At 72.5% G+C, this 25,199-nt stretch carries 20 protein-coding genes; 11 read left to right on the top strand and 9 right to left on the bottom strand.

Translation table 11 applies throughout. The features are described from left to right. Nucleotides 1-2: 2 nt before the first annotated feature. On the bottom strand, nucleotides 3-392 hold the full coding sequence (locus I2501_RS28760) for a DUF488 domain-containing protein (protein WP_196197190.1): 390 nt from the start codon (nucleotides 390-392) through the stop codon (nucleotides 3-5). Nucleotides 393-603: 211 nt separating this feature from the next. On the opposite strand from I2501_RS28760, the gene I2501_RS28755 reads away from it, so the two are divergent. The 4 genes from I2501_RS28755 to I2501_RS28740 all read left to right on the top strand — a co-directional run bounded on the left by I2501_RS28755 (nucleotide 604) and on the right by I2501_RS28740 (nucleotide 6,425). Beyond that, nucleotides 604-2,256 carry a sensor histidine kinase gene (locus I2501_RS28755; protein WP_236047406.1) on the top strand — a complete coding sequence of 551 codons (1,653 nt, stop codon included), beginning with the start codon at nucleotides 604-606 and terminating at the stop codon, nucleotides 2,254-2,256. A gap of 80 nt (nucleotides 2,257-2,336) precedes the next feature. Continuing rightward, nucleotides 2,337-3,002 carry a LuxR C-terminal-related transcriptional regulator gene (locus tag I2501_RS28750; RefSeq protein WP_196197283.1) on the top strand — a complete coding sequence of 222 codons (666 nt, stop codon included), beginning with the start codon at nucleotides 2,337-2,339 and terminating at the stop codon, nucleotides 3,000-3,002. Between the two features lie 36 nt (nucleotides 3,003-3,038). Then, nucleotides 3,039-3,860, top strand: coding sequence for an alpha/beta fold hydrolase (locus I2501_RS28745; protein ID WP_196197189.1), 822 nt, complete (start codon nucleotides 3,039-3,041; stop codon nucleotides 3,858-3,860). Nucleotides 3,861-4,151: 291 nt separating this feature from the next. Beyond that, the gene (locus tag I2501_RS28740) at nucleotides 4,152-6,425 is read left to right on the top strand and encodes a SpoIIE family protein phosphatase (protein ID WP_196197188.1); all 2,274 of its coding nucleotides are present in this window, start codon (nucleotides 4,152-4,154) and stop codon (nucleotides 6,423-6,425) included. A gap of 23 nt (nucleotides 6,426-6,448) precedes the next feature. Here the strand turns inward: I2501_RS28740 and I2501_RS28735 are convergent, their stop codons facing one another. Further along, nucleotides 6,449-9,928: a HAMP domain-containing protein gene (locus I2501_RS28735; RefSeq protein ID WP_196197187.1), complete on the bottom strand. Its 3,480-nt coding sequence runs from the start codon at nucleotides 9,926-9,928 to the stop codon at nucleotides 6,449-6,451. A 440-nt stretch (nucleotides 9,929-10,368) separates the two neighbouring features. On the opposite strand from I2501_RS28735, the gene I2501_RS28730 reads away from it, so the two are divergent. Beyond that, nucleotides 10,369-10,752 carry an STAS domain-containing protein gene (locus tag I2501_RS28730; protein ID WP_196197186.1) on the top strand — a complete coding sequence of 128 codons (384 nt, stop codon included), beginning with the start codon at nucleotides 10,369-10,371 and terminating at the stop codon, nucleotides 10,750-10,752. 126 nt (nucleotides 10,753-10,878) lie between these two features. Beyond that, nucleotides 10,879-11,310: an ATP-binding protein gene (locus I2501_RS28725; RefSeq protein WP_328806701.1), complete on the top strand. Its 432-nt coding sequence runs from the start codon at nucleotides 10,879-10,881 to the stop codon at nucleotides 11,308-11,310. Nucleotides 11,311-11,336: 26 nt separating this feature from the next. Here the strand turns inward: I2501_RS28725 and I2501_RS28720 are convergent, their stop codons facing one another. Together I2501_RS28720 and I2501_RS28715 are read right to left on the bottom strand one after the other, a co-directional pair. Further along, on the bottom strand, nucleotides 11,337-12,263 hold the full coding sequence (locus tag I2501_RS28720; protein WP_196197185.1) for a SigB/SigF/SigG family RNA polymerase sigma factor: 927 nt from the start codon (nucleotides 12,261-12,263) through the stop codon (nucleotides 11,337-11,339). Nucleotides 12,264-12,386: 123 nt separating this feature from the next. Continuing rightward, complete coding sequence (locus I2501_RS28715; protein ID WP_236047402.1) at nucleotides 12,387-13,037, bottom strand: TIGR03086 family metal-binding protein; 651 nt, start codon at nucleotides 13,035-13,037, stop codon at nucleotides 12,387-12,389. A 218-nt stretch (nucleotides 13,038-13,255) separates the two neighbouring features. On the opposite strand from I2501_RS28715, the gene I2501_RS28710 reads away from it, so the two are divergent. Further along, entirely contained in the window at nucleotides 13,256-14,833 is a 1,578-nt protein-coding gene (locus tag I2501_RS28710) for a long-chain-fatty-acid--CoA ligase (protein ID WP_196197184.1), read from the top strand. Between the two features lie 30 nt (nucleotides 14,834-14,863). Next, the gene (locus I2501_RS28705) at nucleotides 14,864-15,481 is read left to right on the top strand and encodes an SGNH/GDSL hydrolase family protein (RefSeq protein WP_196197183.1); all 618 of its coding nucleotides are present in this window, start codon (nucleotides 14,864-14,866) and stop codon (nucleotides 15,479-15,481) included. Nucleotides 15,482-15,488: 7 nt separating this feature from the next. Here the strand turns inward: I2501_RS28705 and I2501_RS28700 are convergent, their stop codons facing one another. After that, nucleotides 15,489-15,836, bottom strand: coding sequence for a hypothetical protein (locus tag I2501_RS28700; protein ID WP_196197182.1), 348 nt, complete (start codon nucleotides 15,834-15,836; stop codon nucleotides 15,489-15,491). A 113-nt stretch (nucleotides 15,837-15,949) separates the two neighbouring features. Beyond that, a complete protein-coding gene (locus I2501_RS28695) occupies nucleotides 15,950-16,711 on the bottom strand; it encodes an IclR family transcriptional regulator (protein ID WP_196197181.1) in 762 nt (253 codons plus the stop codon). Between the two features lie 153 nt (nucleotides 16,712-16,864). On the opposite strand from I2501_RS28695, the gene hutH reads away from it, so the two are divergent. Genes hutH through hutG form a run of 3 tightly spaced genes read left to right on the top strand, consistent with a single transcriptional unit; the run spans nucleotide 16,865 to nucleotide 21,124 of the window. Then, entirely contained in the window at nucleotides 16,865-18,406 is a 1,542-nt protein-coding gene (gene hutH, locus I2501_RS28690; protein WP_196197180.1) for a histidine ammonia-lyase, read from the top strand. Between the two features lie 43 nt (nucleotides 18,407-18,449). Beyond that, entirely contained in the window at nucleotides 18,450-20,132 is a 1,683-nt protein-coding gene (hutU, locus tag I2501_RS28685) for a urocanate hydratase (RefSeq protein ID WP_196197179.1), read from the top strand. Continuing rightward, nucleotides 20,132-21,124, top strand: a complete 993-nt coding sequence (gene hutG / locus I2501_RS28680; RefSeq protein WP_196197178.1) for a formimidoylglutamase — start codon at nucleotides 20,132-20,134, stop codon at nucleotides 21,122-21,124. The genes hutU and hutG overlap by 1 nt, the downstream gene beginning before the upstream one ends. Nucleotides 21,125-21,229: 105 nt before the next feature. On the opposite strand, the gene I2501_RS28675 is transcribed toward hutG, so the two are convergent. The 3 genes from I2501_RS28675 to I2501_RS28665 all read right to left on the bottom strand — a co-directional run bounded on the left by I2501_RS28675 (nucleotide 21,230) and on the right by I2501_RS28665 (nucleotide 25,188). Next, nucleotides 21,230-21,592 carry a cupin domain-containing protein gene (locus tag I2501_RS28675; RefSeq protein WP_196197177.1) on the bottom strand — a complete coding sequence of 121 codons (363 nt, stop codon included), beginning with the start codon at nucleotides 21,590-21,592 and terminating at the stop codon, nucleotides 21,230-21,232. Between the two features lie 35 nt (nucleotides 21,593-21,627). Further along, nucleotides 21,628-22,194, bottom strand: coding sequence for a TetR/AcrR family transcriptional regulator (locus I2501_RS28670; RefSeq protein WP_196197176.1), 567 nt, complete (start codon nucleotides 22,192-22,194; stop codon nucleotides 21,628-21,630). A gap of 69 nt (nucleotides 22,195-22,263) precedes the next feature. Further along, the gene (locus tag I2501_RS28665) at nucleotides 22,264-25,188 is read right to left on the bottom strand and encodes an NHLP bacteriocin export ABC transporter permease/ATPase subunit (protein WP_196197280.1); all 2,925 of its coding nucleotides are present in this window, start codon (nucleotides 25,186-25,188) and stop codon (nucleotides 22,264-22,266) included. Nucleotides 25,189-25,199: the final 11 nt, after the last annotated feature.

The following is a 25,199-nucleotide window of genomic DNA, read 5'->3' as shown; positions in this document are numbered from 1 at the left end:
CCCTACCCGCGCGCTCCCGGGTGCTGGTTCAGCCACTGGGCCAGCACGGCCGCCTCGCTGTGGTCCGCGTCCTTGGTGGCGGTCAGGAGCGTGACGTGGTCGTGCGCACCCAGGCCGCGCAGCTCGGTGACGGCCTGTGCGTGGTCCGGATCGCCCAGCTCGGCGAGGTAGCGGCGGCGGAACTCGGGGAAGCGCTCGGGCACATGGCCGTACCAGGTGCGCAGGTCGGTGGACGGGGCCACGTCGCGCAGCCACGCGTCCAGGTGTGCCGCCTCCTTGCTGACCCCGCGCGGCCAGAGGCGGTCGACCAGCACCCGCTTGCCGTCCTGCGGCGTGGGGTCCTGGTAGATCCGGCGACAGCTGAACTGCCCGGTCGTCGGGTGTGCGGCCATGGCGGCACCTTCCGGAGGGGCTGCTTACGGAGGGCTGCTTACGGAGGGCTGCTTACGGAGGGCGGTGTCCGACCCGCTCAGTGTATCGAGGTAGGCATTTCCCCACCTCAGAAGTAGGTTCGGGTCCATGGCGACGAGCGCGTCCCGCGCAGCAGCATGATCCCGAGGCCGCGATCCGTGGCCTGCGTGACGATGGAGCGAGGGGATCCCTATGTGGCCGTTTCCGGTGGTGACCGAACTGCCGTGGATGCTGGGCGTGCTGGTGGCGTTGACGGCGCTCTGCGCGATGCTGGCGGTCCGCCGCGAGCGGGTGCCGCTCGGTTCGCCCTGGGCCGGGCCGGTGGGGTGGCCGCTGGTCGCGGCGCTGCTGGGCGTGGGCGTGTACGGCGAGGCGTCGGCGCTGATCGTCGACGTACGGGCCGTCGGGGCCTCGAACGGCTACTGGGCGACCGTGCCGGACCTGAACCCGGCCGGGCCGCTGGCCTTCGGCCTTCTGCTGGCGGGCCTACCGGCCGCCGCACTGCTGCCGTCCGCCGGGCAGGGACCGGCACTGGAGCGACCGGCACCGGAGCGAACGGCGCCGAGGCGGTGGGTACTGCCGGTGACGGCGGTGGTCGCCGGTGAGGCGATGAACGCCGCGTACTGGGCCACCCACGTCGAAGGCACGCAGTACGGGCTGCTCGGCGCGGCGGTCGTGCTCGTGCTCGGCGCTGTCGCCGGGCTCGGCCTGACGCGGCTGGTGTGCGGGGGACGGGTGCCGACGCGCGGCGACGAGGCGGTGCGGTCCGAGCGCTGGGCGCTGCTGCTGCCCGCGTTGGTGGTCGTGGTCGGCGGACTGCTGGGCCTGGACCTGTGGAGTGCACCGTCGCCGGGTGTCTCCGCCGTTCCCGCCGTGCTCGGTTGGGTGGCGGGGCTGGGGGTGCTGGTCGTCGCCGCCGTCGCACCGGTGCGGTGGCCGAGGGCGGCCGCCGACCTGGTGGCGCTGGGACTGGTGGCGAGCGGCGGGTACGCCGTCGTGGAGGGGGCGCTCAACCGGTCGGCGGTGGTGCTGCAACGGGTCGGCAACCCGGTCGGGCCGGGGCCGACGGCCCAGTTGGGGATCGGCCACAACATCTCGGTGGTCGGCGCGATCCAGGGCGCGGTGCTGCTGGCCCTCGGGGTGTGGCTGCTGCCGCGCACCGTACTGCCGGACGCCCGGCGGCTGTTGGGGCAGCAGCCGGACCCGGCGCTGACCGCGCGGGTCCGCGAGCTGGCCGACACCCGCGCGGAGGTGGTGAGTTCGGCGGCGGCCGAACTGCGGCGCATCGAACGCGACTTGCACGACGGCGCGCAGGGACGGCTGGTCGCCATCGGCATGAACCTGCGCGTGGCGGAGGAGTTGATCGCCGACCGCCCGGAGGAGGCCGCCGCGCTCGTCGTGGAGGCACGGGAGGCGTCGGCGGCAGCGCTCGACGAACTGCGCTGCCTGGTGCGGGGCATCTACCCGCCGGTCCTGGCCGACCGGGGCCTCGGCGAGGCGATCCGTGCGCTGGCGCTCGACCTGCCGCTGCCCTGCACGGCCGAGATCGACCTGCCCGAACGGCTCGACGCCCCGGTGGAGTCGGCCTGCTACTTCGCCGTCGCCGAGGTGGTAACCAACGCGGTCCGGCACGCCGACGCGCACAGCGTGCGGATCCGCGTCGCCCGAACGGACGGGCTGCTGCGGATCGAGGTCACCGACGACGGCGTCGGCGGCGCGGACCCGGCCCGGGGCAGCGGACTGGCCGGTGTGGAGCGGCGGTTGGCGTCCTTCGATGGCATCCTTGCCGTCAGCAGCCCGCCCGGCGGGCCGACGATCGTGGCGATGGAGGTGCCGTGCAGGTAGCCGCCGTGCCCGGTCCCGATTCCGATCCCGATCCCGGTCCGGGTCCCGATCGCGGTCCCGATCCCGCAGCCGTGCGCCCTGTGCGTGTCGTCGTCGCGGAGGATCTCTTCCTGCTCCGCGAGGGACTGGTCCGGCTGCTCTCGGCGCGTGGGTTCGCGATCGTGGCGGCCACCGACAGCGCGCCGGGACTGCTCGACGCGCTGCTGGAGCACCGGCCGGACCTCGCCGTCGTGGACATCCGCCTCCCGCCCACCCACACCGACGACGGCCTGCGCGCCGCGTTGACGGCCAGAGAGCGGATCCCCGGGCTGCCGATCCTGCTGCTGTCGCAGTACGTCGAGCAGATCTACGCCGAGGAACTCCTGGCCGACCGGGCGGGCGGGGTGGGCTACCTGCTCAAGGACCGGGTCTTCAGCGATGACCAGTTCGTCGACGCGATCCGGACGGTGGCGGCGGGCGGCACGGTGATGGACCCCGCCGTGGTCACCCGCCTCCTCGGCCGCCGCAGCCGGGGCGGCGACGGCGGGACGCTCGCCCGGCTCACCGAGCGCGAGCGTCAGGTGCTGGAGCTGATGGCCGAGGGCCGCTCCAACAGCGCGATCGCGGGCCGACTCTTCGTCAGCGAGAAGGCCGTGTCCAAGCACAGCACCAGCATCTTCACCAAGCTGGACCTGCCCCCGTCGGAGGACGACAACCGCCGGGTCCTGGCCGTTCTCGCCTACCTGATGGCGCAGCCGAAAGGCTGACGGCGTGAAGGCCGAGGCACGTGTAGCGTGCCTGGCATGACGACCCCCGACCCCTCCTTCCTGACGTCCTCCTCCACGTCCTTCTTCACCGCGCCCGACGGACAGCGGCTCGCCTACCGGGAGGTCGGTGCGGGACGCCCGGTGGTGCTGCTGCACGGGATGTCGGCGGACGCGGGGATGTGGTCGCGGACCGGGATCGTCGGGGCGCTCGTCGAGCGCGGGCGCCGGGTGATCATGCCGGACTTCCGCGGCCACGGCGACAGCGCCAAGCCGCAGGACGCAGCGGGCTACCCGTCGGACGTGCTGACCAGCGACGCGCTCGCGCTGGTCGAGCACCTGAAGCTGGACGCGAACGACGCCGACGGTGCGGACGGCGGCGCGGGTGGCTACGACCTCGGCGGTTACTCGCTCGGCGCGCGGATCGCGGTGCGGATGCTGGTGCGCGGGGCGACGCCGGGGCGGGTGGTGATCGGCGGGCAGGGGATGCGCGAGGTCAACGGGACCGGCGGCGGCGCCGGGGCCTGGCTGAAGCGCCTCTTCGCCGGGGCCGCGGCCGGGACGTGGGAGCCCGGCTCCAAGGAGGCGCAGGCCGTGGCGGCCATGCGGGAGCGCGGCGTGGACCCGGTCGCGACGCTGCACGTGCTCGACTCGATCGCGACCTCGACCGAGGAGCAGGTCGCGGCGATCCGCGTCCCGGCACTCGTGGTGGTCGGGTCCGAGGACGAGCGGGTCGTCTCGGCGCGGGAGCTGGTCGCGGTGCTGCCGGGATCCCGTCTGGTCGAGGTTCCGGGGGACCACGGGAGCGCGGCGGTCGCGCCCGAACTCACCGACGCCTTCGTGGAGTTCCTGAGCGAGTGAAGCCGGCTCGGTGCTTCCAGCCCGGCGCCTCCGGCCCGGCCGGAAGTGCTTTGGTGGGCGCTCGCGGACATCGGGCCGCGCGCGGGCAGACCGCCGGTCTGGAGCGCCCATCCGCGTCTGTCCGCATTTCGGCGCGGGAAACGCCTCGCGCGCAACTTCCCTGCACCTTCACAGGTCGGACAGGGATCTTTTGCTTTCGGCGAGACTTTCCCACCGACCGTGCGCGCGGCACCCGCCGGGCGGACGCGCAGACTGGTAGGGCGGACCCGTACGCGGCGCGGAGGAGGCGTGATGGCACGGGACGGTCGGCTGCGCGACGGTGACGGCGACGTCGGCGAAGGTCCCGGCACGGCGTCGGCCTACCTGGACCTGGCGGCAGAGCTCGCGCGGACGGAGGGGCGGCGGCTGCTGGACCTCGCGACCGGGGTCCTGGTGGCGCAGCAGGGCGTGGAACCCGCGGTCGCCGGGGAGGCGCTGCGGCGGCTCGCGGTCGGGGCCGGACTCCCGCTCGCGGACCTGGCCGCCGACATCGTCAACGCGGCCTGCGGCGAGGACGTCGTCAAGCCGGGGGAACCGGGGAGCCACGCCCATCTGCTGCCGGAGCCCCGGGCCCGCCGACGGGTCGCCAGCGCGGCCGAGGCGGACGCCGACCTGGACGAGCTGGCGGCGACCGTGCTCGGCGAGCTGCATCCGCTGGGCGTGCGCGGGCTGCTGCTGTGGCGTCGGGCCGCCGGTGACTGCCTGCGGCTGGCGGGCTCCGCCGGGTTCCCGCCGCTGGTGCGGGCGCAGTGGGGGCAGATTCCGCCGCAGTGGCGGGCCAAGCCGCAGCAGGCGCTCGACGACGACACCCCGCTCTGGCTGCCGGTCGGCGTCCTCGACCCGCACGAACTCCCGGGCCCCGACCGGGCGTCCGCGCGCGCCCTGCTGCCGTTGCGTCACGAGGGCCGCTCGGTGGGCGTCGTCCTCGTCGCCTGGCAGGGCCCCCGGGAGCTGGACGCGGACCTGCGCCGCCGGGTCCTCGGCCTGGTGGAGGTGCTGGCCCGGGTGCTCGCGCGCGGGGACCAGACCACCGATCCGGGCGGCTCGCTCCCGGTGCTGGCCTCGGCGCTGGACCTGCTGGCGGAACCGGCGATGACGCTGCGGCGCGGCCGGAGGCCGGGGCTGTTCGTCGAGTACCTCAACGCCGCCGCCTACCGGCTGAGCAGCGGCGTGCCGAGGCCGGTGGGCAGGCCGCTCAGCCACGTGCTGCCGACCACCGCCGAGGAGCTCGCGGCGATGGTCGCCGACGCCCACCGGAACGGCGCGGTCCAGCGCGTGGACCGGTTGCCGCACGTCCGGCGGCCGAACAGCGCGCCGATGCTCAACGTCCGCGTGCTGGCCCTCTCCGCCCAGCGCTGCCTGGTCTTCTGGCACACCGAGAACCGCGACCACAGCTTCACGGTGCTGAAGCGGGCCGGGCGGCTCGGCTCGCTGGCGGCGTTCGAGGACGACACGGCGCGCGGGGTGACCCAGTGGAGCGAGCTGGTCGCCCCGTGCCTCGGACTGCCCGCCGAGGCCGAGCCCTTCCCGCTGGAGCAGCTGGCCAACCTGCTGGTGGCCGACGACCGGCCCGAACTCGCCCGAATGCTGGAGACGTTGACCGCCCGGCTGGACGGCGTCAGCGGCGTGCTGCGGATCCCGCGTCCCGACGGCGGCGTCCGGCACGTCCGGCTGATCGCCGAACCCCTGGTCACCCACGGCACGTTGACCGGTCTGACCGGCTTCTTCCAGGACGTGTCGCTGCAGTACCAGACGGAGGAGGCGCTCGCCGCGACCTTCGACGCGCTCGGCTCGGCGCAGGCCCAGGCGGCGCTGCGGCACCGGCTCGCGCTGCAACTGCAGCAGGCGATCGTGCCCGAGCAGCCGGACCTCCGCGGCTTCCCGGGCCTTGAGGTCGTGGCCCGTTACCGGCCCGCGGCCGAGGAGTACCGGGTCGGCGGCGACTGGTACGACATGCTGGGCCTGCCCGACGGCCGGGTGATGATCGCGGTCGGTGACGTCGCGGGTCACGGCATCGAGGCCGCGACCGGCATGGTGGCGCTGCGCAACGCGCTGCGCGGACTTGCGGTCTCGGGCGGTGAGCCGGGGGAGTTGATGCACTGGCTCAACGAGGTGACGCTGCGCAGCTCCGGGCATCCGACGGCCACGGCCGTCTGTGGCCACTTCGACCCGGAGGACCGGCTGCTGCACTGGACCAGCGCCGGCCATCTGCCCGCGCTGCTGCTGCGCGAGGGCCGGGCGCGGCTGCTGGAGGCGGCGCCCCACCTGCTGCTCGGCGCGGTGGCGGACGTCCACTACGGCGAGGCGCAGATCGAGCTGCGGCGGGGCGACCTGCTGCTGCTCTTCACCGACGGGCTGATCGAGCGGCGGCACTCCTCCCTGGACGACGCGCTCGCGCTGCTCTGCCGCGTGGTCGAGCAGCTCGCACCGGACGCCGACCTCGACGCGCAGGCGGACGCGCTGCTTGCCGCGGCGGTCGGCGACACCGACGACGACGCGAGCCTGGTGCTGGTCCGGTTGAATTGACGATGCGTCAGTGAGGGTGGCCGTCAGCGCAGATGGCGGCGGACCCGGTCCAGGAGGTCGTTCGCGTCGACGGGCTTGACCACGTAGTCGGTCGCTCCCGCGCCGAGGATGTCGTCGCGGTCGCCCGGGAGGGCCTTGGCGGTGACGGCGATGATGGGCAGGTCCGCGAACCGGGGCACCGACCGGATCAACTCGGTGGCCGCGTAGCCGTCCAGGCCCGGCATCATCAGGTCCATCAGCACCACGTCGACGTCGGTGCGGGCCTGGAGCACGTCGAAGCCCTCCTGTCCGTCGCGGGCGTGGACGACGTTTGCGCCGTGCAGCTCCAGCAGGCCGGACAGGGCGAAGACGTTGCGCTCGTCGTCGTCCACCACCAGCGCCACCCGCCCCTCCAGCTCGTCCCCGAGCCGTGGCCCACGCGTCGTCGTCGCGGTCACCGGAACCGGCTGCGGCGGAAGTGCCGTCTTCGGCGCGCGGACCGGCAGCAGCAGCGTGAAGCTGCTGCCCTGGCCCGGCGTGCTCTCGGCGTGGATCATCCCGCCCAGCAGGCGGGCGATCTGACGGCTGATCGACAGACCGAGGCCGGTGCCGCCGTAGCGGCGGCTGGTGGTGCCGTCGGCCTGCTGGAAGGCGCCGAAGATGCTGTCGAGGTGCTCCTCGGCGATCCCGATCCCGGTGTCCTCCACCCGGAAGGCCACCACCCGTTGCCCCACCACCCGCTGCCCGCCGCGCAGTTCGTCCGGCAGCGCGTCCGGCGCGGCCATCTCGACGCGCAGTTCGACGCTGCCGGTCTCGGTGAACTTGACCCCGTTGGAGAGCAGGTTGCGCAGAATCTGCCGCAGTCGCTGCTCGTCGGTGACCAGTTGCTCCGGCAGGTCGGGGCCGGTGCTGACGCGGAACTCCAGTGCCTTCTCGGCGGTGAGCGGACGGAAGATGGTCTCCAGCGAGTCCAGCAGCGGGCGCAGCGCGAACGGTTCGGGGTTCACGTCGAGCTTGCCCGCCTCGACCTTGGACAGGTCGAGGATGTCGTTGATCAGCTCCAGCAGGTCCGAGCCCGCCGAGTGGATGACGGTGGCGTAGCCGACCTGCTTGTCCGTCAGATTGCTCCCCGGGTTCTGGGCCAGCAACTGGGCGAGCACCAGCAGGCTGTTGAGCGGGGTGCGCAGCTCGTGGCTCATGTTGGCCAGGAACTCGGACTTGTACATCGACGCCATCGACAGCTGGTGCGCCCGCTCCTCCAGCTCCTGCCGGGCCTGCTCGATCTCCAGGTTCTTGGTCTCGATGTCGGAGTTGCGGTCGGCCAGCAGCGCCGCCTTCTCCTGCAACTCCGCGTTGGAGCGTTGCAACTCCTGCTGCCGCTCGGTCAGTTCGGCGGTGAGCCGGCGGGACTCGGTGAGCAGCTCGTCGGTGCGGGTGTTGGCCACCAGCGAGCTGACGTTGACGCCGAGCGCCTCGGTCACCATGGTCAGGAAGTCCCGGTGGACCTGCGAGAACGGCCGTAGCGAGGCAAGTTCGACGACGCCGAGCAGCTGGTCCTCCATCACGATCGGCAGCAGGATCAGCGAGGCGGGCGCGGCGCTGCCCGCGCCGGAGGAGATGGAGAGGTAGTCGGTCGGCAGGTCCTCGATCAGCAACGTGCGGCGTCTGCGGGCGCACTGGCCGACCAGCGACTCGCCCAGCCGGAAACTGACGGACTGTCCGCTCGGCGCGCCGTAGGAGCCGACCCGGATCAGCAGCGGCCCGTCCGGTCCCTCCTGGGCCAGGTAGAAGGCCCCGAACTGCGCGCCGACCAGGGGCGTCAACTCGTCCAGCACCAGCTCGGCCACGGCGGTCAGGCTGCGCGGACCCTGGATCAGACCGGAGATCCGGGCCAGGTTGGTCTTGAGCCAGTCCTGCTCCTGGTTGGTACGGGTGGTCTCGCGCAGCGACTCGACCATCGCGTTGATGTTGTCCTTCAGGTCGCCGACCTCACCCGGCGCCTCCACCGTGATCGAGCGGGTCAGGTCGCCCTCCGCGACGGCGCTGGTGACCTCGGCGATCGCCCGGACCTGCCGGGTCAGGTTCCCGGCCAGCTCGTTGACGTTCTCGGTCAGCCGCTTCCAGGTGCCGGAGACGCCCTCCACCTTGGCCTGGCCGCCCAGGCGTCCCTCGGTGCCGACTTCTCGGGCGACGCGGGTGACCTCGTCGGCGAAGGCGGAGAGCTGGTCGACCATGGTGTTGATGGTGGTCTTGAGCTCCAGGATCTCGCCGCGCGCGTCGACGTCGATCTTGCGGGTCAGGTCGCCCTTGGCGACCGCCGTGGTCACCTGGGCGATGTTGCGGACCTGGTTGGTCAGGTTGGTGGCCATGGAGTTGACGTTGTCGGTCAGGTCCTTCCAGGTCCCCGCGACGTTCGGGACGCGCGCCTGGCCGCCGAGCTGGCCCTCGGTGCCCACCTCGCCCGCCACGCGGGTCACCTCGTCGGCGAAGGCCGAGAGCATGTCCACCATGGTGTTGATCGCCTCGGCAAGCCCGGCGACCTCGCCGCTCGCCTCGACGGAGATCTTCCGGGACAGGTCGCCGCGTTCCACCGCCTGCGCGACCTGGGCGATCGACCGCATCTGATGGGTCAGGTTGGACGCCATCACGTTGACGTTGTCGGTCAGGTCCTTCCAGGTCCCGGCCACGCCGCGGACGGTGGCCTGGCCGCCCAGCTTGCCCTCGGTGCCGACCTCGCGGGCGACGCGGGTGACCTCGTCGGCGAAGGCGGAGAGCTGGTCGACCATGGTGTTGATGGTGGTCTTGAGCTCCAGGATCTCGCCGCGCGCGTCCACCGAGATCTTCTGGCTCAGGTCGCCGCCCGCGACCGCGCCCGCGACCTGGGCGATGGCCCGCACCTGGCTGGTCAGGTTGCCCGCCATCACGTTGACGTTGTCGGTCAGGTCCTTCCAGGTCCCCGCCACGCCAGGGACGCGCGCCTGCCCGCCGAGCCGTCCCTCGGTGCCGACCTCGCGGGCGACGCGGGTGACCTCGTCGGCGAAGGCGGAGAGCTGGTCGACCATGGTGTTGACGGTGTTCTTCAGCGCGAGGATCTCACCGAGCGCGTCGACCTCGATCTTCTGCGTCAGGTCGCCCTTGGCCACGGCGGTGGTCACCTGGGCGATGTTGCGCACCTGGTCGGTGAGGTTACGGGCCATCCCGTTGACGGAGTCGGTGAGCTCCCGCCAGACGCCGCGCAGGCCCGGCACCTGGGCCTGCCCGCCGAGCCTGCCCTGGCCGCCGACCTCCTGTGCGACGCGGGTCACCTCGTAGGTGACCAGGGTCAGTTGGTCCAGCATCCCGTTGAAGACCAAGGCGATCTCGGCCAGCAGCCCGTCCCCGCCGGGGGACAGCCGGGCCGAGAAGTCGCCGTCGCGCACCGCGGTCAGGCCCGCCAGCAGTTGCCGCAGTCCCTCCTGGCTCCGCTCGTCGGGCGTGTCGGAGGGGTTCGGCACGTCGGGAGCGGGCGGCGGGGGAGTGTCCATGTCCGGCCTCTCCGCAGAGCGAGTGTGGCTTCCCTCATCGTTCCACGACCGCTCTCCGGACGCAGCCGTCCGGACCGGGCGACACGAACCGGACGACGCGGACCGTACCCGGACCATATGCGGGCCCTACGCGATGCATAGCGGGGCGCAGGATGGGCAGACGCGGACACAGTGGCGACCGCCGACAGCGGCACGACGGACAGACAGCGGACCAACGGACCAGCGGACCAACAGACCAGCGGAGTGAGGAGGCACGTCGTGGAGGCACAGCACGGACCGGCACTCTCGTGGCGTGAGCGACGGGCACTCACCGACATCGAGCAGGAGCTGCGCGACGACGAGAGACTCGAACGGGCGCTGCGCACCATGAGGCCGCAGCACCACCTTCACCTGCCGACATGGCACCGACGGCACGGTCGGGACGGGGAGATCGGGAGAGGATGACCTTGGAGTCTGGTGGCGCCGCCGTCGGGCGGTTCACGGTGACCGAGAACGGAAGCCCGGGGGAGCAGGGGGAGAGCGTGCTCCGGCTGACCGGCGAGCTCGACCACGACTCGGCTCCCACGTTGCGGACCGCGTTCGCGCGCTGGGACGACGCGGGGGCGACCCGGGTCCTGGTGGACTGCTCGGGCCTGGACTTCTGCGACTCGACCGGGATCAACCTGCTGCTCGACGCCCGGACCCGCGCTCAGGCGCGCGGCGGGATCGTCGCCCTGGTCGGGATGACCCCGCGGGTGGCGCGGGTCTTCGAGATCACCGGAGCCGCGACGCTCTTCCCGCGCTACGCCTCGCTCGCCGAGGCCCGCACGGCGGCGGCGGACTGAGCGCGGCGGCGGACTGAGCGGCGGACGGCAGGGGTTCCTGGACCGCGCGGTTCCGGGACAGCACGGGGCAGGTTACGTCAGGATGCAGGCACGAGGCACGACGCGAGGCACGAAGGGAGGAGCGCGGTGGAGCAGACGCGCGGTGCCACCGACGAGTTGCCGGTGGACCGGCTGGTGCTGATCGACGCCACGGGCGTGGTCGGCCGGTGTCGCGACTTTGTCCAGGCGAGCCTGGCCGCGCGCGGATGGCTCGACGATCCCGGCGAGGAGCAGCTCGCGGTCGTCGAGGACGTGCTGCTGATGACCTCCGAGCTGGTGACCAACGCCTGTCTGCACGCCGGGGGCCCGAGTGAGCTGGCGGTGTCCGGCAGCGGACACGGCGGGCTGCGGATCGAGGTCCTCGACCCCAGCCCCGAGCCGCCGACGCTGCGGCCACTCGCCGTTCCGGCCCGCCCGGGCGGTCACGGCCTGCGGGTCGTGGAGCGGCTCGCGCGGAACTGGGGCAGCGAGACCCGGTCGGAGGGCAAGGCCGTCTGGTTCGAGATCGACCGCGCCTGAGCCGGCCGGTGGGCGAGGCGGGGTGTTCACTCGTCGGCGAGCAGCGCCTTGCGCAGGTCCTTGAGGGTGCGCGACAGGATCCGGGACACGTGCATCTGCGAGATGCCGAGCCGCTCGCCGATCTCCGCCTGCGACAGCTCCGCGGTGAAGCGCAGCGCCAGCACCGTGCGCTCCCGCTCCGGAAGGGCGGCGATCAGGGGCTTGAGGCTCTCCAGGTTCTCGACGCCCTCCAGCCCCTGGTCCAGATAGCTGGTCCGGCGGCTCTGGAGGCCTTCGAACTCCTCCCGGTCGGGGGCTTCGAGGCTGCCCGCGATGTAGGCGTTGCTCACCACCACGCCCTCGGCGACCTCCGCCGCGCTGATGTGCAGGTACTCGCCCAACTCCGCGTCGGTGGGCTGGCGTTCGAGCTGCTGGGAGAGCTCGTCGCGGGCCCTGGCCAGGCTCAGCCGCAGCTCCTGCAAGCGGCGTGGCACCCGTACCGACCAGGTGGTGTCCCGGAAGAACCGTTTGAGCTCGCCGCTGATGGTCGGCAGCGCGAACGTGGAGAACTCGACGTGGCGGGTGGGATCGAAGCGGTTGATGGCCTTGATCAGTCCCACGATGCCGACCTGGAGCAGGTCCTCGGTGGGTTCGTTGCGGTGGCGGAACTGCGCGACCGCGTAGCGGACCAGCGCCAGGTTCAGCTCGACCAGGGTGTTCCGCACGTACGAGTAGTCCGCTGTGCCCTCGTCGAGTTGGCCGAGACGTCGGAAGAGCTCACGGGAGAGCGAGCGGGCGTCCTCGGTGTCCACGGCGTGTGCCGACGGCAGTCGGCAGGGGATCGGCTCGGCGCCGGCGGTCGGCCAGGGTGACGCCGAGGGTGACGGGGAAGCGGGCATGGAAGCGGATCCTCGGGAGGCAGGCGCGCCGTCCCGGCGGCGGCGTGCGGGTCCGTCCGACTCCGACGGGCCCATTCCCCCACCTACCCGTTGTCACGGGTCCCCAAGCGAGCGGGCGCCTTCCGAGACCTCGGCCGGACGCTCGGCCCGCTCCTCGGCCGGATGCTCGGCTGGAGACTCGGCCGCCACGCGGTGTGGTCACACGGGGGAGCTGTCCCGGCCGGTCAGGGCCAGCAGGCGGGTCTGCGCGTCCGAGCCCGGCAGGACCGCGCGGGGGCTGTCGAACAGGCCCGACCCGGCCAAGCGGTCCGGATACGCGGAGACCTCGCGCAGCGCGAAGGCGACGAGGCCGCCCGGGAGGCGCTCGTCCGCGCCGATCGCGCGGGCCAGGTCCCAGGAGTGCACGACGGTGTCCATGGCCAGCTGGCTGCACAGGTGCGCGGCGAGGGCCGGGCCCTCCCAGAGCCGGACCGTACGCTCCAGCGCGCCGTCGGCGTGCACGGCCTCCTCCGCCTCGGCTGCGGCCTGCTTCCAGGCGAGGACCGGGTCGGAGCCGAGCAGGTCGCCCTCCAGTCGGTCGCCGACCGCCGTCGCGGGCGTACCCGCCAGCAGCGGTGGCACCCAACGCTGCTCGACCGTCACGTGATTGACCAGGTCGCGGACGGTCCACTGCCGGCAGGGCGTCGGCAGCCCCCACTGCTGCGGCTCGACCAGGCGGACCAACCGCCCGAACTGGTCCAGCGCCGCGCCGTACTGCTGGGCGAGTGTCTGCTCGGCTTCCTTGGTGCGTGACTGCTGGGCGTACGACTCCTGGGCGAGCGCCCGCATCCGCCGACCGTAGGTGACCATGTCGTCACTCCTCGACTACCTCTCCGGGCTTGCGCCCGGACTGGGAGAGTGCCCGGTCCAGCGCCCTTCACACGTGGACGGTCCCCGTTTCCGTCGGCGCGACCTGCGGGCCATTGCGCAGTGCAACCGGATCGGGAAGAGTGCGAGGCGGCCGGAATGTCGATCACTCAGCGTCCCTCAGTCACTGCCCCCACCCGCTGTCCCCGGAACGGTGCCGCATGTACCTCACCCAGGCGCTTCACCGCGAGCTCCAGGTCGCGCCCGAGCGCACCATGACCGTCTGCGGCGGTCGTGCGCGGACGGCCCGCGAGGTGGTCGACCGGGTCGCCCGCCTCGCCGCCGCGCTGCGCGGGCTGGGCGTCGAGCCGGGCGACCGCGTGGCGGTGCTGGCCAGGAACTCGGACCGGTACCACGAGATCTTCTTCGGCGCGTGGTGGACGGCCGTCGCGGTCAATCCCGTCAACACGCGGTGGAGCGTGGAGGAGATCGCCTACGGCCTGAACGACTCCGGCTCCCTGGTGCTCTTCGTCGACGACGACTTCGCCGGACTGGTGCCCGCGTTGCGCGAGCGCTGTCCGGGGCTGAGGACCGTGGTGCACTGCGGGGACGACGCGGGAGCGTCGTCCTGCGAGGACTGCGAGGACTACGAGGACTACGAGGCCCTGATCGCCGCCGCCGAGCCGGTGGCCGACCTGCGCGCGGGTGGGGAAACCCTGGCCGCGCTGCTCTACACCGGCGGCACGACGGGCGCGCCCAAGGGTGTGATGGTGAGTCACCGGAGCTTGGTGACCTCGACCTTGGGCACCCAGGTGACCCGCGCCGCCGCCGTTCCCGGCGGGTCGCAGTTGGTCTGCGCTCCGATGTTCCACATCGCGGCGCTGCTGGGCTGGTTGACGCAGGTCATGGTCGGCGGGACGGCGGTGTTCCTGCCTGCCTTCACTCCTGACGGTGTGTGGGAGGCGGTCGAGCGGCACGGTGTGACCTCGGTCGGACTGGTGCCGACCATGCTGCAGATGCTGGTCGACCACCCGGGCGCCGCCACGGCAGACCTGGGTGGGCTGCGCCATATCGGGTACGGCGCGTCGTCGGTCTCCGAGTCGCTGCTCAGGCGGGCCATGGAGCTTTTCCCGCAGGCGAGTTTCACCCAGGGCTACGGCATGACGGAGACCGCCATGATCACCGTCCTGGGCGCGGACGAGCACCGCGCGGGCGGCAGGCTGCTCCGCTCCGCCGGGCGGGCCGCCGCGCACTGCGAGGTCCGCGTGGCGGGTCCGGACGGCGAGGAGCTGCCGCGCGGTCAGGTGGGCGAACTGCTGTGCCGGGGTGACCACCTGATGCTCGGCTACTGGAACCGTCCGGACGAGACGGCCCTCGCGCTGCGCGACGGCTGGATGCACACCGGCGACGCGGCCTACATGGACGAGGACGGGTACGTCTTCATCACGGACCGGCTCAAGGACATGATCATCTCCGGTGGCGAGAACGTGTACTCGGCGGAGGTGGAGAACGCGCTGGCCCAGCATCCGGCGGTCGCGTCCGTCGCGGTGATCGGCCTGCCCGACCCGCTGTGGGGAGAGCGCGTCCACGCGGTCGTCGTCCTGCGGCCGGACGCCGCGGCCACGGAGGACGAACTGCGCCGGCACGTGCGGTCGTTGATCGCGAGTTACAAGGTTCCGCGTAGCGTCGAGTTCGCGGCGGCGCTCCCGGTCTCGGGCGCGGGGAAGATCCTCAAGCGTGAGCTGCGGGACCGCCGTCTGCGGGCGGCGGAGGCGACTGAGGCCGCCGAGCAAGGGTAGGAACGTGCAGGGACGATCGGGGAGGACGACGTGATCAGGCTTTCCAGCGAGCCCATGACCTGGGTGATGGCCGGGGACAGCATCACCCAGGCGGTGTACCACACCCACGGCGAACGCGGCTGGGTGGAGCACGTGCACGAGCGGATCCGCTTCCAGCTCGACCGGTTGACCGACATCGTGGTCAACACCGGCGTCTCCGGCTGGCGAGCCCCCGCCGTCCTCGGCTCCTACGAGCACCTGATCGGCCGGTTCCGGCCGGACGTGCTGTCGATCTCGCTCGGCACCAACGACGCACGCGCCGGCTTGGACGGGCTCGACGAGTTCCGGGAGGCGATGCGCACGATCATCGCCAAGACCCGGAGCGACCACGAGGGCGTGCAGATCGTGCTGCACACCCCGGCTCTGGTGAGCATGGCGGGCCGTGACGAGCGCGGCGAACAGCCCGCCTACTGCCAGGCGGTCCGCGAGCTCGCCGCCGAGACGGACGCCCTGCTCGTCGACCACGAGGCCCACTGGCTGGCCCGCTTCCCGGACGCCGAGCCGCTCGCCTGGCTCGACGACCCGATCCACCCGAACGCGGCCGGCCACCTGGCGATGGCCAACGACACCCTGCGCGCCCTCGGGCTGGGCGAACTCGACCCGCTGTAGGCCTGTTTCAGCCGGAGAACGGCTGACGGACCTCGGTCAGACGATCCGTCAGTTTCCGTGCATCACCTGCCCGGTGGAGTGCGCGGAGTTCGCGGACGGCGGCGGTGCCGGGCGCGGACCAGCAGCTCTCGATCGGTCCGAGCAGGTCGAGCAGCTCCTCGACGCGGGCGTCGAGGTCGGGCCGGGCGTCGCTGGTGCGCGGCAGTGTGGCCAGGCGGCGCGCGGCCTCCTCCAGGGAGGCCCAGGCGTCGGCGCGCAGGCGGTGGACGCTGTCGTACACGTTCTCGTCCACCGCCTCGGCCGCCCGCATGGGTTCGGGCTCGGTGGAGGAGGTGGGATCGGCGTGGGCGTCCATCTCAGGTTCCCTTCGGCAGACGGAGCCGGTCGTGAGGAAGGCGGGTCGGTCGCTGCCGTCTGCATCAGCCTATTCACGGGTAATTCGAATGTATAAGTCGAATCATTTGGGCGTCAACGGCCGCCCACCCTTCGAGAAAGCTCCCGTGCCGTCCGGGTCACCTCGGCGGCCAACTGCTCCTGTTGGGCCGCGTCGACGGAGCCGCTCTCGTAGGTGATCGCCACGCCCGCGACGGGGTGGCCGGTGCGGTCGGTGACTGCCGCGGCGACGGAGGAGAAGCCGAGCGTGACCTCGCCGTCCTCGGTGGCGAAGCCGATCCTGCGCGCCTCGACCAGCCGGGCGCGCAGCGCCGTCAGTGAGCGCGGCCCGCCCACCTCGGTGCGCTGCACGAACGCCGTCGCGTCCGGGAAGAGCGCCCGCAGCTGCGCGTTCGGCAGCAGCGCCAGCATCGCGCGGCCGCTCGCGGTGAGCTGCGCCGGAAGCCGCACGCCCACCTCGGTGACCAGCGGCGCGCGTCCGGGGGCGCGCTCCTCGATCAGGTAGAGGACCTCCCGTCCGTGCAGGACGGCCAGGTGGGCGTTGTGGCCGGTGCGGTCGACCAGCCGGGCCAGCGGCACCCGGGCCAGGCGCTGGAAGGGGGCCTGCCGGGAGTAGCCGGAGCCCAGCTCGAAGGCGCTGACGCCCAGGCCGTAGCGGCGCTCCTCGGGCAGATGGACCACGAAGCCGTCCGCGGCGAGCGTGTCGAGCAGGTGGTAGGTGGTCGACCGGGGCAGCCCGACGTCGCGGCTGATGGTGGCGGCCGGGACCGGTGCCGCCTGGCGGGCGAGATACCTGAGGACGGCCAACACCTGGGCCGCCGCGGGCACGATGGACATGTCCGGAGCGTAACCGCGTCGGCGACCGGTTTCCGAGTCCGGAAGCCGAGTCTGGTATCCGAGACGCCGCAGCGGCCAAATGTCTGGGATCCCAGACACAAGCCTGCCCAAACCCCTGTTGTGACCCTGTTGACCTGGTGCTTCATAGATGCCATGAACAAGGTGCTTGTCGGGGTCGGCCCGCTCTCCGCCGACGAAGTCGTGTCCGTCGCCCGTCTCGGGGCCGCTGTCGAGATCTCCCTGGAGGCTCAGGAGGAGATCACCCGCAGCCGCAAGGTCATCGAGGACCTCGCCGACGACGTCACGCCCCACTACGGCGTCTCCACCGGCTTCGGCGCGCTGGCGACCCGTCACATCCCGCACGAGCTGCGGGCGCAGCTCCAGCGCAGCCTGGTCCGCTCCCACGCCGCCGGTTCCGGCGCCGAGGTCGAGCGCGAGGTCGTCCGCGCGCTGATGTTGCTGCGTCTCTCCACCCTCGCCACCGGCCGCACCGGCGTCCGGCTGTCCACCGCGCAGGCCTACGCCGACCTGCTCAACGCCGGGATCACCCCGGTCGTGCGCGAGTACGGCTCCCTCGGCTGCTCCGGCGACCTGGCCCCGCTGGCCCACTGCGCGCTCGCCGTCATGGGCGAGGGCGAGGTCCGCGACGCCGCGGGCACGCTGCTCCCGGCCGGCGAGGCGCTGGCCGCCGCGGGCATCACCCCGGTCGTGCTCAAGGAGAAGGAGGGCCTGGCCCTCATCAACGGCACCGACGGCATGCTCGGCCAGCTCGTCCTCGCCGCCCACGACCTGCGCCGCCTGCTCGCGACCGCCGACATCACCGCCGCGATGAGCGTCGAGGCCCAGCTCGGCACCGACGCCGTCTTCGCCGCCGACCTGCAGGCCCTGCGTCCGCACCCCGGCCAGGCCGCCAGCGCCCACAACCTGCGCGCGGTGCTCGCCGACTCCGAGATCGTCGCCAGCCACCGCGACCCCGCCAACTGCACCCGCGTGCAGGACGCCTACTCGCTGCGCTGCTCGCCGCAGGTCCACGGCGCCGCCCGCGACACCCTCGACCACGCCGAGACCGTCGCCGACCGCGAGCTCGCCAGCGCCGTCGACAACCCCGTCGTCACCCGTGACGGCCGGGTCGAGTCCAACGGCAACTTCCACGGCGCGCCGGTCGCCTGCGTGCTCGACTTCCTCGCCATCTCGGTCGCCGACATCGCCTCGGTCGCCGAGCGCCGCACCGACCGGATGCTCGACGTGGCCCGCAGCCACGGCCTGAACGCCTTCCTCGCCGACGACCCGGGCGTGGACTCCGGCCACATGATCGCCCAGTACACCCAGGCCGCGATCGTCTCCGAGCTGAAGCGCCTGGCCGCGCCCGCCTCGGTGGACTCCATCCCGTCCTCGGCGATGCAGGAGGACCACGTCTCCATGGGCTGGTCCGCCGCGCGCAAGCTGCGCCGCGCCGTCGACGGCCTGACCCGCGTCCTGGCGATCGAACTGCTCACCGCCGCCCGCGCGCTGGACCTGCGTGCCCCGCTCACCCCGGCCCCGGCCACCGCTGCCGTCCGCGCCGGCCTGCGCGAGCACGTCGAGGGCCCCGGCACCGACCGCTACCTCGCCCCCGAGATCGAGGCCGCCGTGCAGTACGTCGCCGACGGCCGCGCGCTGGCCGCCGCCGAGTCGGTCACCGGCCGCCTGCACTGATCTCGCTCTCCCTCTTCTCCCTTTACGTAGCAAGGACTTCGACATGGACATTCGCACCGAGCCGATCCGTGCCGCACGCGGCACTCAACTGAGCACCCTGGGTTGGCAGCAGGAGGCCGCCCTGCGGATGTTGAACAACAACCTGGATCCGGAGGTTGCGGAGCATCCGGAGAAGTTGGTCGTCTACGGCGGTACGGGTAAGGCGGCCCGTGATTGGCGTTCGTACGACGCGATGGTGCGCACCTTGCAGACGCTCAAGGGCGACGAGACGATGCTGGTGCAGTCGGGGCGTCCGGTGGGCGTGTTCCAGACGCACGAGTGGGCGCCGCGTGTGCTGATCGCGAACTCGAACCTGGTGGGTGACTGGGCGAACTGGGAGGAGTTCCGTCGCCTGGAGTCGCTCGGGCTCACCATGTACGGGCAGATGACCGCCGGTTCGTGGATCTACATCGGCACGCAGGGCATCCTGCAGGGCACCTACGAGACCTTCTCGGCGGTCGCCGCCAAGCGGTTCAACGGCACGCTGGCCGGAACGATCACGCTGACGGCGGGTCTGGGTGGGATGGGTGGCGCCCAGCCGCTGGCGGTGACGATGAACGACGGTGTCGCGATCTGCATCGACTGCGACCCCTCCCGCATCTCGCGTCGGATCGAACACCGCTACCTGGACGTGGAGGCGAAGGACCTCAAGCACGCCCTGGACCTGGCGGTCGAGGCCCGCGACGCCCGCAAGCCGCTCTCCATCGGCCTGCTGGGCAACGCCGCAGAGCTCGTTCCCGCGCTGCTGGCGATGGACGCGCCGATCGACATCGTCACGGACCAGACCTCCGCGCACGACCCGCTGTCCTACCTCCCCGTGGGTGTCGCGTTCGACGACATGGCCGCCTACGCGGCCGAGAAGCCGGAGGAGTTCACGCAGCGCTCGCGTGAGGCGATGGCCAAGCACGTCGAGGCGATGGTCGGGTTCCAGGACAAGGGCGCCGAGGTGTTCGACTACGGCAACTCGATCCGTGGCGAGGCCCAGCTGGCGGGCTACTCCCGGGCGTTCGACTTCCCCGGCTTCGTCCCGGCCTACATTCGTCCGCTGTTCTGCGAGGGTAAGGGGCCGTTCCGGTGGGCGGCGCTGTCGGGTGACCCGCAGGACATCGCGAAGACGGACCAGGCGATCTTGGACCTGTTCCCGGAGAACGAGTCGCTGCACCGCTGGATCAAGATGGCGCAGGAGCGGGTGCACTACCAGGGCCTGCCGGCGCGGATCTGCTGGCTGGGCTACGGGGAGCGGGACAAGGCCGGTGAGCGGTTCAACGACATGGTCGCCTCGGGTGAGTTGTCCGCGCCGATCGTGATCGGCCGTGACCACCTGGACTGCGGCTCGGTGGCCTCCCCCTACCGCGAGACGGAGTCGATGCTGGACGGTTCCGACGCGATCGCGGACTGGCCGCTGCTGAACGCGATGGTGAACGTGGCGTCGGGTGCGTCGTGGGTGTCGATCCACCACGGTGGCGGTGTCGGGATCGGCCGCTCCATCCACGCGGGTCAGGTCTCCGTCGCCGACGGCACCAAGCTCGCGGGGGAGAAGATCCGTCGGGTGCTGACCAACGACCCGGGCATGGGCGTCATCCGCCACGTCGACGCGGGTTACGACCTGGCCGCCGAGGTGGCCGGCGAGCGCGATGTCCACATCCCCATGAAGCACAGCCCGATGCGCGAAGGCGGCGACGCCTGATGGTGGCGTCCAGCCTGGCTGTGGCCGTCGACGTGGCCCCGACCGTGTGGTCGGGCCGCGACGACGGCCCCGGCGCCGAGCATCTGCGCTGGCACCACGTGGTCACCCTCGACCACGCCGAGGCCGCGCCGGGTGACGCGGCGTTCGTCGGCTTCCGCAGCGACGAGGGCGTCCGCCGCAACAAGGGACGTCAGGGCGCAGCCGACGGACCCCGCACGCTGCGCGCCGCGCTCGCGTCGATGGCGCTGCCGCAGCGTCAGCGGGCCGTGGACGTCGGTGACGTGGAGGTCGCCGACGACGACCTGGAGGGCGGCCACCGCCGCCTCGGCGACGTGGTCGCCGAGCTGCTGGACCAGGGCCTGCGGGTCACCGTCCTCGGCGGCGGCCACGAGGTCGCCTACGGCAGCTACCTCGGGATCGCCGGCAGCGGTCTGCTGCGCGACGGCGCGCGACTGGGCGTGCTCAACCTCGACGCGCACTTCGACCTGCGCGACGAGCCCCGGCCCAGCTCCGGGACGCCGTTCCTGCAGATGGCGCGGGACGAGGAGGCGGCCGGCCGTCGGCTCAACTACTGGGTGCTGGGCATCAGTCAGCCCAGCAACACCGAGACGCTGTTCCGCACTGCGGAGCAGCTCGGCGTCCGCTACCTCACCGACACCGAGTGCGGCGCGCTGGAGCGGACCCGGGTCGACGCCTTCGTCGAGGAGTTCCTGGACAGCTGCGACGTGGTGCACCTGACGATCGACCTCGACGTCCTCCCGGCCGCCGCGGCCCCGGGCGTCAGCGCCCCGGCCGCCTACGGCGTGCCGATGGAGATCGTCGAGCACGTCTGCACCAAGGTCGCGGCGAGCGGCAAGCCGCTCCTCGTCGACGTCGCGGAGCTCAACCCCGACCTCGACGTCGACACCCGCACCGCCCGCGCCGCCGCGCGCCTGGTCCACCGCATCCTGGTGACCTCGGCGCAGAGCACCCCGGCGCGGGCCAGGGGCTGACGCCCCGGTCACAGACCGGTCGCCAGGCTGCGTGACCATGGGACAGCCGTAGCCTGGCGGCCTTCAACCCTGCCCCGCTCCTTCGAAATTGAAGGGGCGCGGCGGTCATGCCTCCGGAAGGACCAGGCTGGCGTCGATGCCTGCGGCGAGGGGGAAGAAGGCGAAGAAGACCACCTCGCTGTCGCCCACCGGCTCGAAGGTGGCGATGCGGACGTCCTGCGGCTCGTAGAAGACGTCGCCGGGGCCGAGCGTGACCGGGGCCTCGCCCTCGATCTGGTAGAGCGCAGTGCCGGACTCGATGGTGCCGAAGACCGGGCCGTTGTGGATGTGCAGGCCGGTCGTGTGCCCGGCGGCGATGGTGATGCGGCGGATCTCGACGCGCTCGACGGTCAGCGGCTCGGGCAGCTTCTGGTCCAAGACGACGACTCGGTTGAGCGGCGGGACGGTCTGGTCGGTCTCGGTGGCCATGGTGACTCCTTCGTGGCGTGGCGTGGCGTGTCGGGTCAGCGCGGTGCGGAGCTGCGGAGCAGGGCGAGGACGCCCTCGACGGCCTGGTCGAACGGCTGGGGGCTGTCGGCCGCCCGGGCGAGGACGTAGCCGCCCTGGAGGGTGGCGACGACGGACGAGGCCGTGGCGGCGGGGTCGAGCGCGGGGCTCAACTCCCCGGCGGCGATGCCCTCGGCGACGACCTGGGCGAGGCGGGCGCGCAGCCAGGACAGGGTCTGGTCGACCGGCTCCCGGAGGGCGGGTGTGGCCATGACCTCCGGGTCCTGGGTGAGGCCGCCGATCGGGCAGCCGCGCAGCACCTCGCGCTCGCGGTGCAGGTACGCGGTGATGCGCTCCAGTGCCGTGCCCGGCCCGGAGAGCTGGGCGTCGATGCCCGCGCGCATCTCCTCGGCGGTGCGGTCGATGGCGGCGCGCGCCAACTCCTCCTTGCCGGAGAAGTGGTGGTACATGCTGCCCTGCCCGGCCCCGGCCGCGTGCTGGATGGCCTTGGGGCTGGTGCCGACGTAGCCGCGCTCCCACAGCAGTGCGCGGGTGCTCTCGATGAGGCGGTCCTTCGTGCTCATGCAACCATCGTACATACTAGTAGGTACAGAGCGCACGCGAACAAGGGAAGACGTCCCGCGAACGGGCGCTCACTGCATCTGCCGCCGGGCCAGCTGGTGGAACAACCCCTCGGTGTCGGCGAGGAGTTCGGCGGGCGGGCCCTGCTGGACGACGCGGCCGTCCGCCATGACCAGGACCCGGTCCGCGTCCAGGACGGTGGAGAGGCGGTGGGCGATCACGACGCGGGTGGCCTGCAGTTCGCGGGTGCTCTCGATGACGATGCGCTGGGTCTCGTTGTCCAGGGCGCTGGTGGCCTCGTCCAGGAAGAGCAGGCGCGGGCGGCGGATCAACGCCTGGGCCAGCATCAGGCGTTGACGCTGGCCGCCGGAGACGGTGCCGCCGCCGTCGGTCAGCACCGTGTGCATGCCCATCGGCAGGCGCTTGATGTCCTCGTCCAGGCCCGCCATCGCCGCGGCGGCCCACGCCTCCTCGACGGTGAACGCCTCGGTGCCGCGGATGCAGTCGAGGATGGAGCCGGTCAGCGGCTGCGAGTTCTGCAGCACCACGCCGCACTGCCGGCGCACGGCCGTCCGGTCGAGGGCGGCCAGGTCCTGGCCGTCGTAGCGGACGCTGCCGGAGACCGGCTTCTCGAAGCCGATCAGCAGCCGCAGCAGGGTGGACTTGCCGCTGCCGCTCGCGCCGACCACGGCGACGAACTCGCCCGGCAGCACCCGGAGCGACACGTCGTCGAGCACCGACGGGCCGTCGCCGTACCGGAAGCTGAGGTGCTCGACCTCGATCGCGCCGGTCAGCCGACCGGGGTCGGCGTCGCCCTCGGAGGCCTCGGGGAGCTCGTCGAGCACCGGCTTGATCTGCTCGAAGAGCGGCAGCACCGCCACCGCCGAGACCAGCGCGCCGGTCAGCTGGGTGATGGAGGCGAGCAGCGTGGTGACGGCCGAGGTGAAGGTCAGGAAGCTGCTCGCGTCCAGCGTGCCCTTGGCGGGACCGGCGAGCAGGGCGAACATCACCAGCGTGGTCAGCGGCAGGCAGACCGCGTTGAGCACGGTGGTGAGGTTCTTGATCCGGCCCACCTTGCGCTGCAGCTCCCGGCTGCGCGCGAACTCCTCGGCCCAGGCGGCGTAGGCGAAGCTCTCGGCAGCAGCCACGCGCAGCTTCGGCAGGCCGCGCAGGGTCTGGAAGGAGCGGTTGCTCAGCTTGTTGGTCAGCTCGACCAGCTTGCGCTGCCACCGCACCTGCCACAGCCCGAGCGCGAGGAACGCGGCCCCGACCAGGATCAGCAGCCCGAGGGTCGTCAGCGCCAGCGGCACGCTGTAGCAGAGCAGCAGCACCAGGTTGACGAGTGCGGCAGCGCCCGCCTGAACAGCCACCGAGCTGATCCCGGACAGCACCTTGCGGACGGCGCTGATGCCCATCGCCGCGCTGGCCAGCTCACCGGTGGAGCGGTCCGCGAAGAACGACGTCGGCAGCCGCAACAGCCGGTCCCAGACCGCCGGTTGCAGCGAGCCCTCGACGCGGCCCTCAAGACGCAGCAGCGAGATGTTCTGCAGCATCATGAACGCCGCCGACACGACGGAGGCCACCACCAGCGCCGTGGAGACCTGCACGATCAGGTCGTTGCGCGCGTCGGGTACCAGCACGCCCAGCACCTGGCCGGTCGCGATCGGGACCAGTGCGCCGAGCAGCACGGCGAACAGGCCGCCGATCGTCAGGTCGCGCAGGTCCGCCCGGCTGCCGCGGACGCCGAAGGCGAGCAACCGCCAGGCGGTGAGCGGGCGTTCCGGCAGCGGCCGGTAGAGCATGACGGCGCGCGGCGCGAACGACTCGGCGTTGTCCGCGTCCACCTTCATCCGGCGGCCCGAGCCCGCGTTGACCGTCCGGTACGCGCCGCGGTGCCACAGCAGCGCCACCGGCGTGCCGCTGGCGGCGCGGTAGCCCACCAGCGGACCGGCGTTCTCCTGCCACCACGCGCCGCTGAGCCGGATCGTGCGGGTCCTGACGCGCGAGCTCTCGGCGATCCGCTCGATCGGGTCGACGCGCTCCTCCGCCCCGGAGCCCGCCGCGACGCCGGCGTGCGGGGCGGTGACGGTGATCCCCGCGGCGGCGGCGACCTGGCGGAAGGCGGTCAGCGCGGCGTCGTAGGACTCCGCGGCGGAGAGCGCCTCGGACGCCGACGCTGCCCTGCCCGCCTTCCTGCGGCCCTCGATGGAGGTCAGCAGCGCCCGGTCGGCCTCCGCGCGGATCGCCTCGCCGGCCCGGAGACCGGCCGACGCGCGGTCCTCGTGGGCGCGTTCGGACTCCTCGATCCAGCGGTCCATCGCGTGGAGCAGCCTGGTCTGCTGGTTCACCAGGTCCTGCCAGAGCGCCGGGTCGATCAGCAGGTCGATCGGCAGCCCGGGCACCGGCACGGTGCCGTACTGGAGCTGGCCCGCCGCCACCGGCACGTCCAGCACCTCGTCCAGGCCGTGCCCCGACGTCATGTCGCGGGTGCCGAAGAGGACGCTCAGCCCGCGGCCGAAGCCGAGGGAGAAGGCCTGCTCCAGCGGGCCCGGAGCGGCCTCGGTCGGCCACTGCTGGTACGCCTGGGTGTGGTCCTGCGCGTAGCCCTGCCCGAAACCCTGTCCGTAGCCTTGCTGGTAGGGCTGCTGATAGCCCGTCATGTTCAGCTGACGGAGCGGGATGCGGTGCAACCGGCAGCCGGGCACCGGCCTGCCGACGAGGGTGTGCTGCGGGCCGGGGACCGCGCCCAGCAGCAGCGTTCCGGTTTCGAGGCGGCCGAGGAAGTGCCAGCGGCCCTCGTGCGCGGCGTCGACCGCGAAGAGGTCCATGGCGCCCTCCACGACCAGCCAGAGCGCCTCCGGCCCGGTGAGCGGGAGCGCGCGTACGCCGGTGCAGTCGACGGTGTTGCCGAGGGTGCCGAAGGCGTGGACGACGGGATCGAGCGGCGTGGGCGCCGGGTTCGGAGCCGGCTGCGGCGTCGGCTGGGCCGTCGGCATCTGGCCCGTGG

The organism is Streptacidiphilus fuscans, from assembly GCF_015690355.1.
Lineage (GTDB): Bacteria > Actinomycetota > Actinomycetes > Streptomycetales > Streptomycetaceae > Streptacidiphilus > Streptacidiphilus fuscans.
This window is presented reverse-complemented; position numbering and strand designations above follow the sequence as displayed.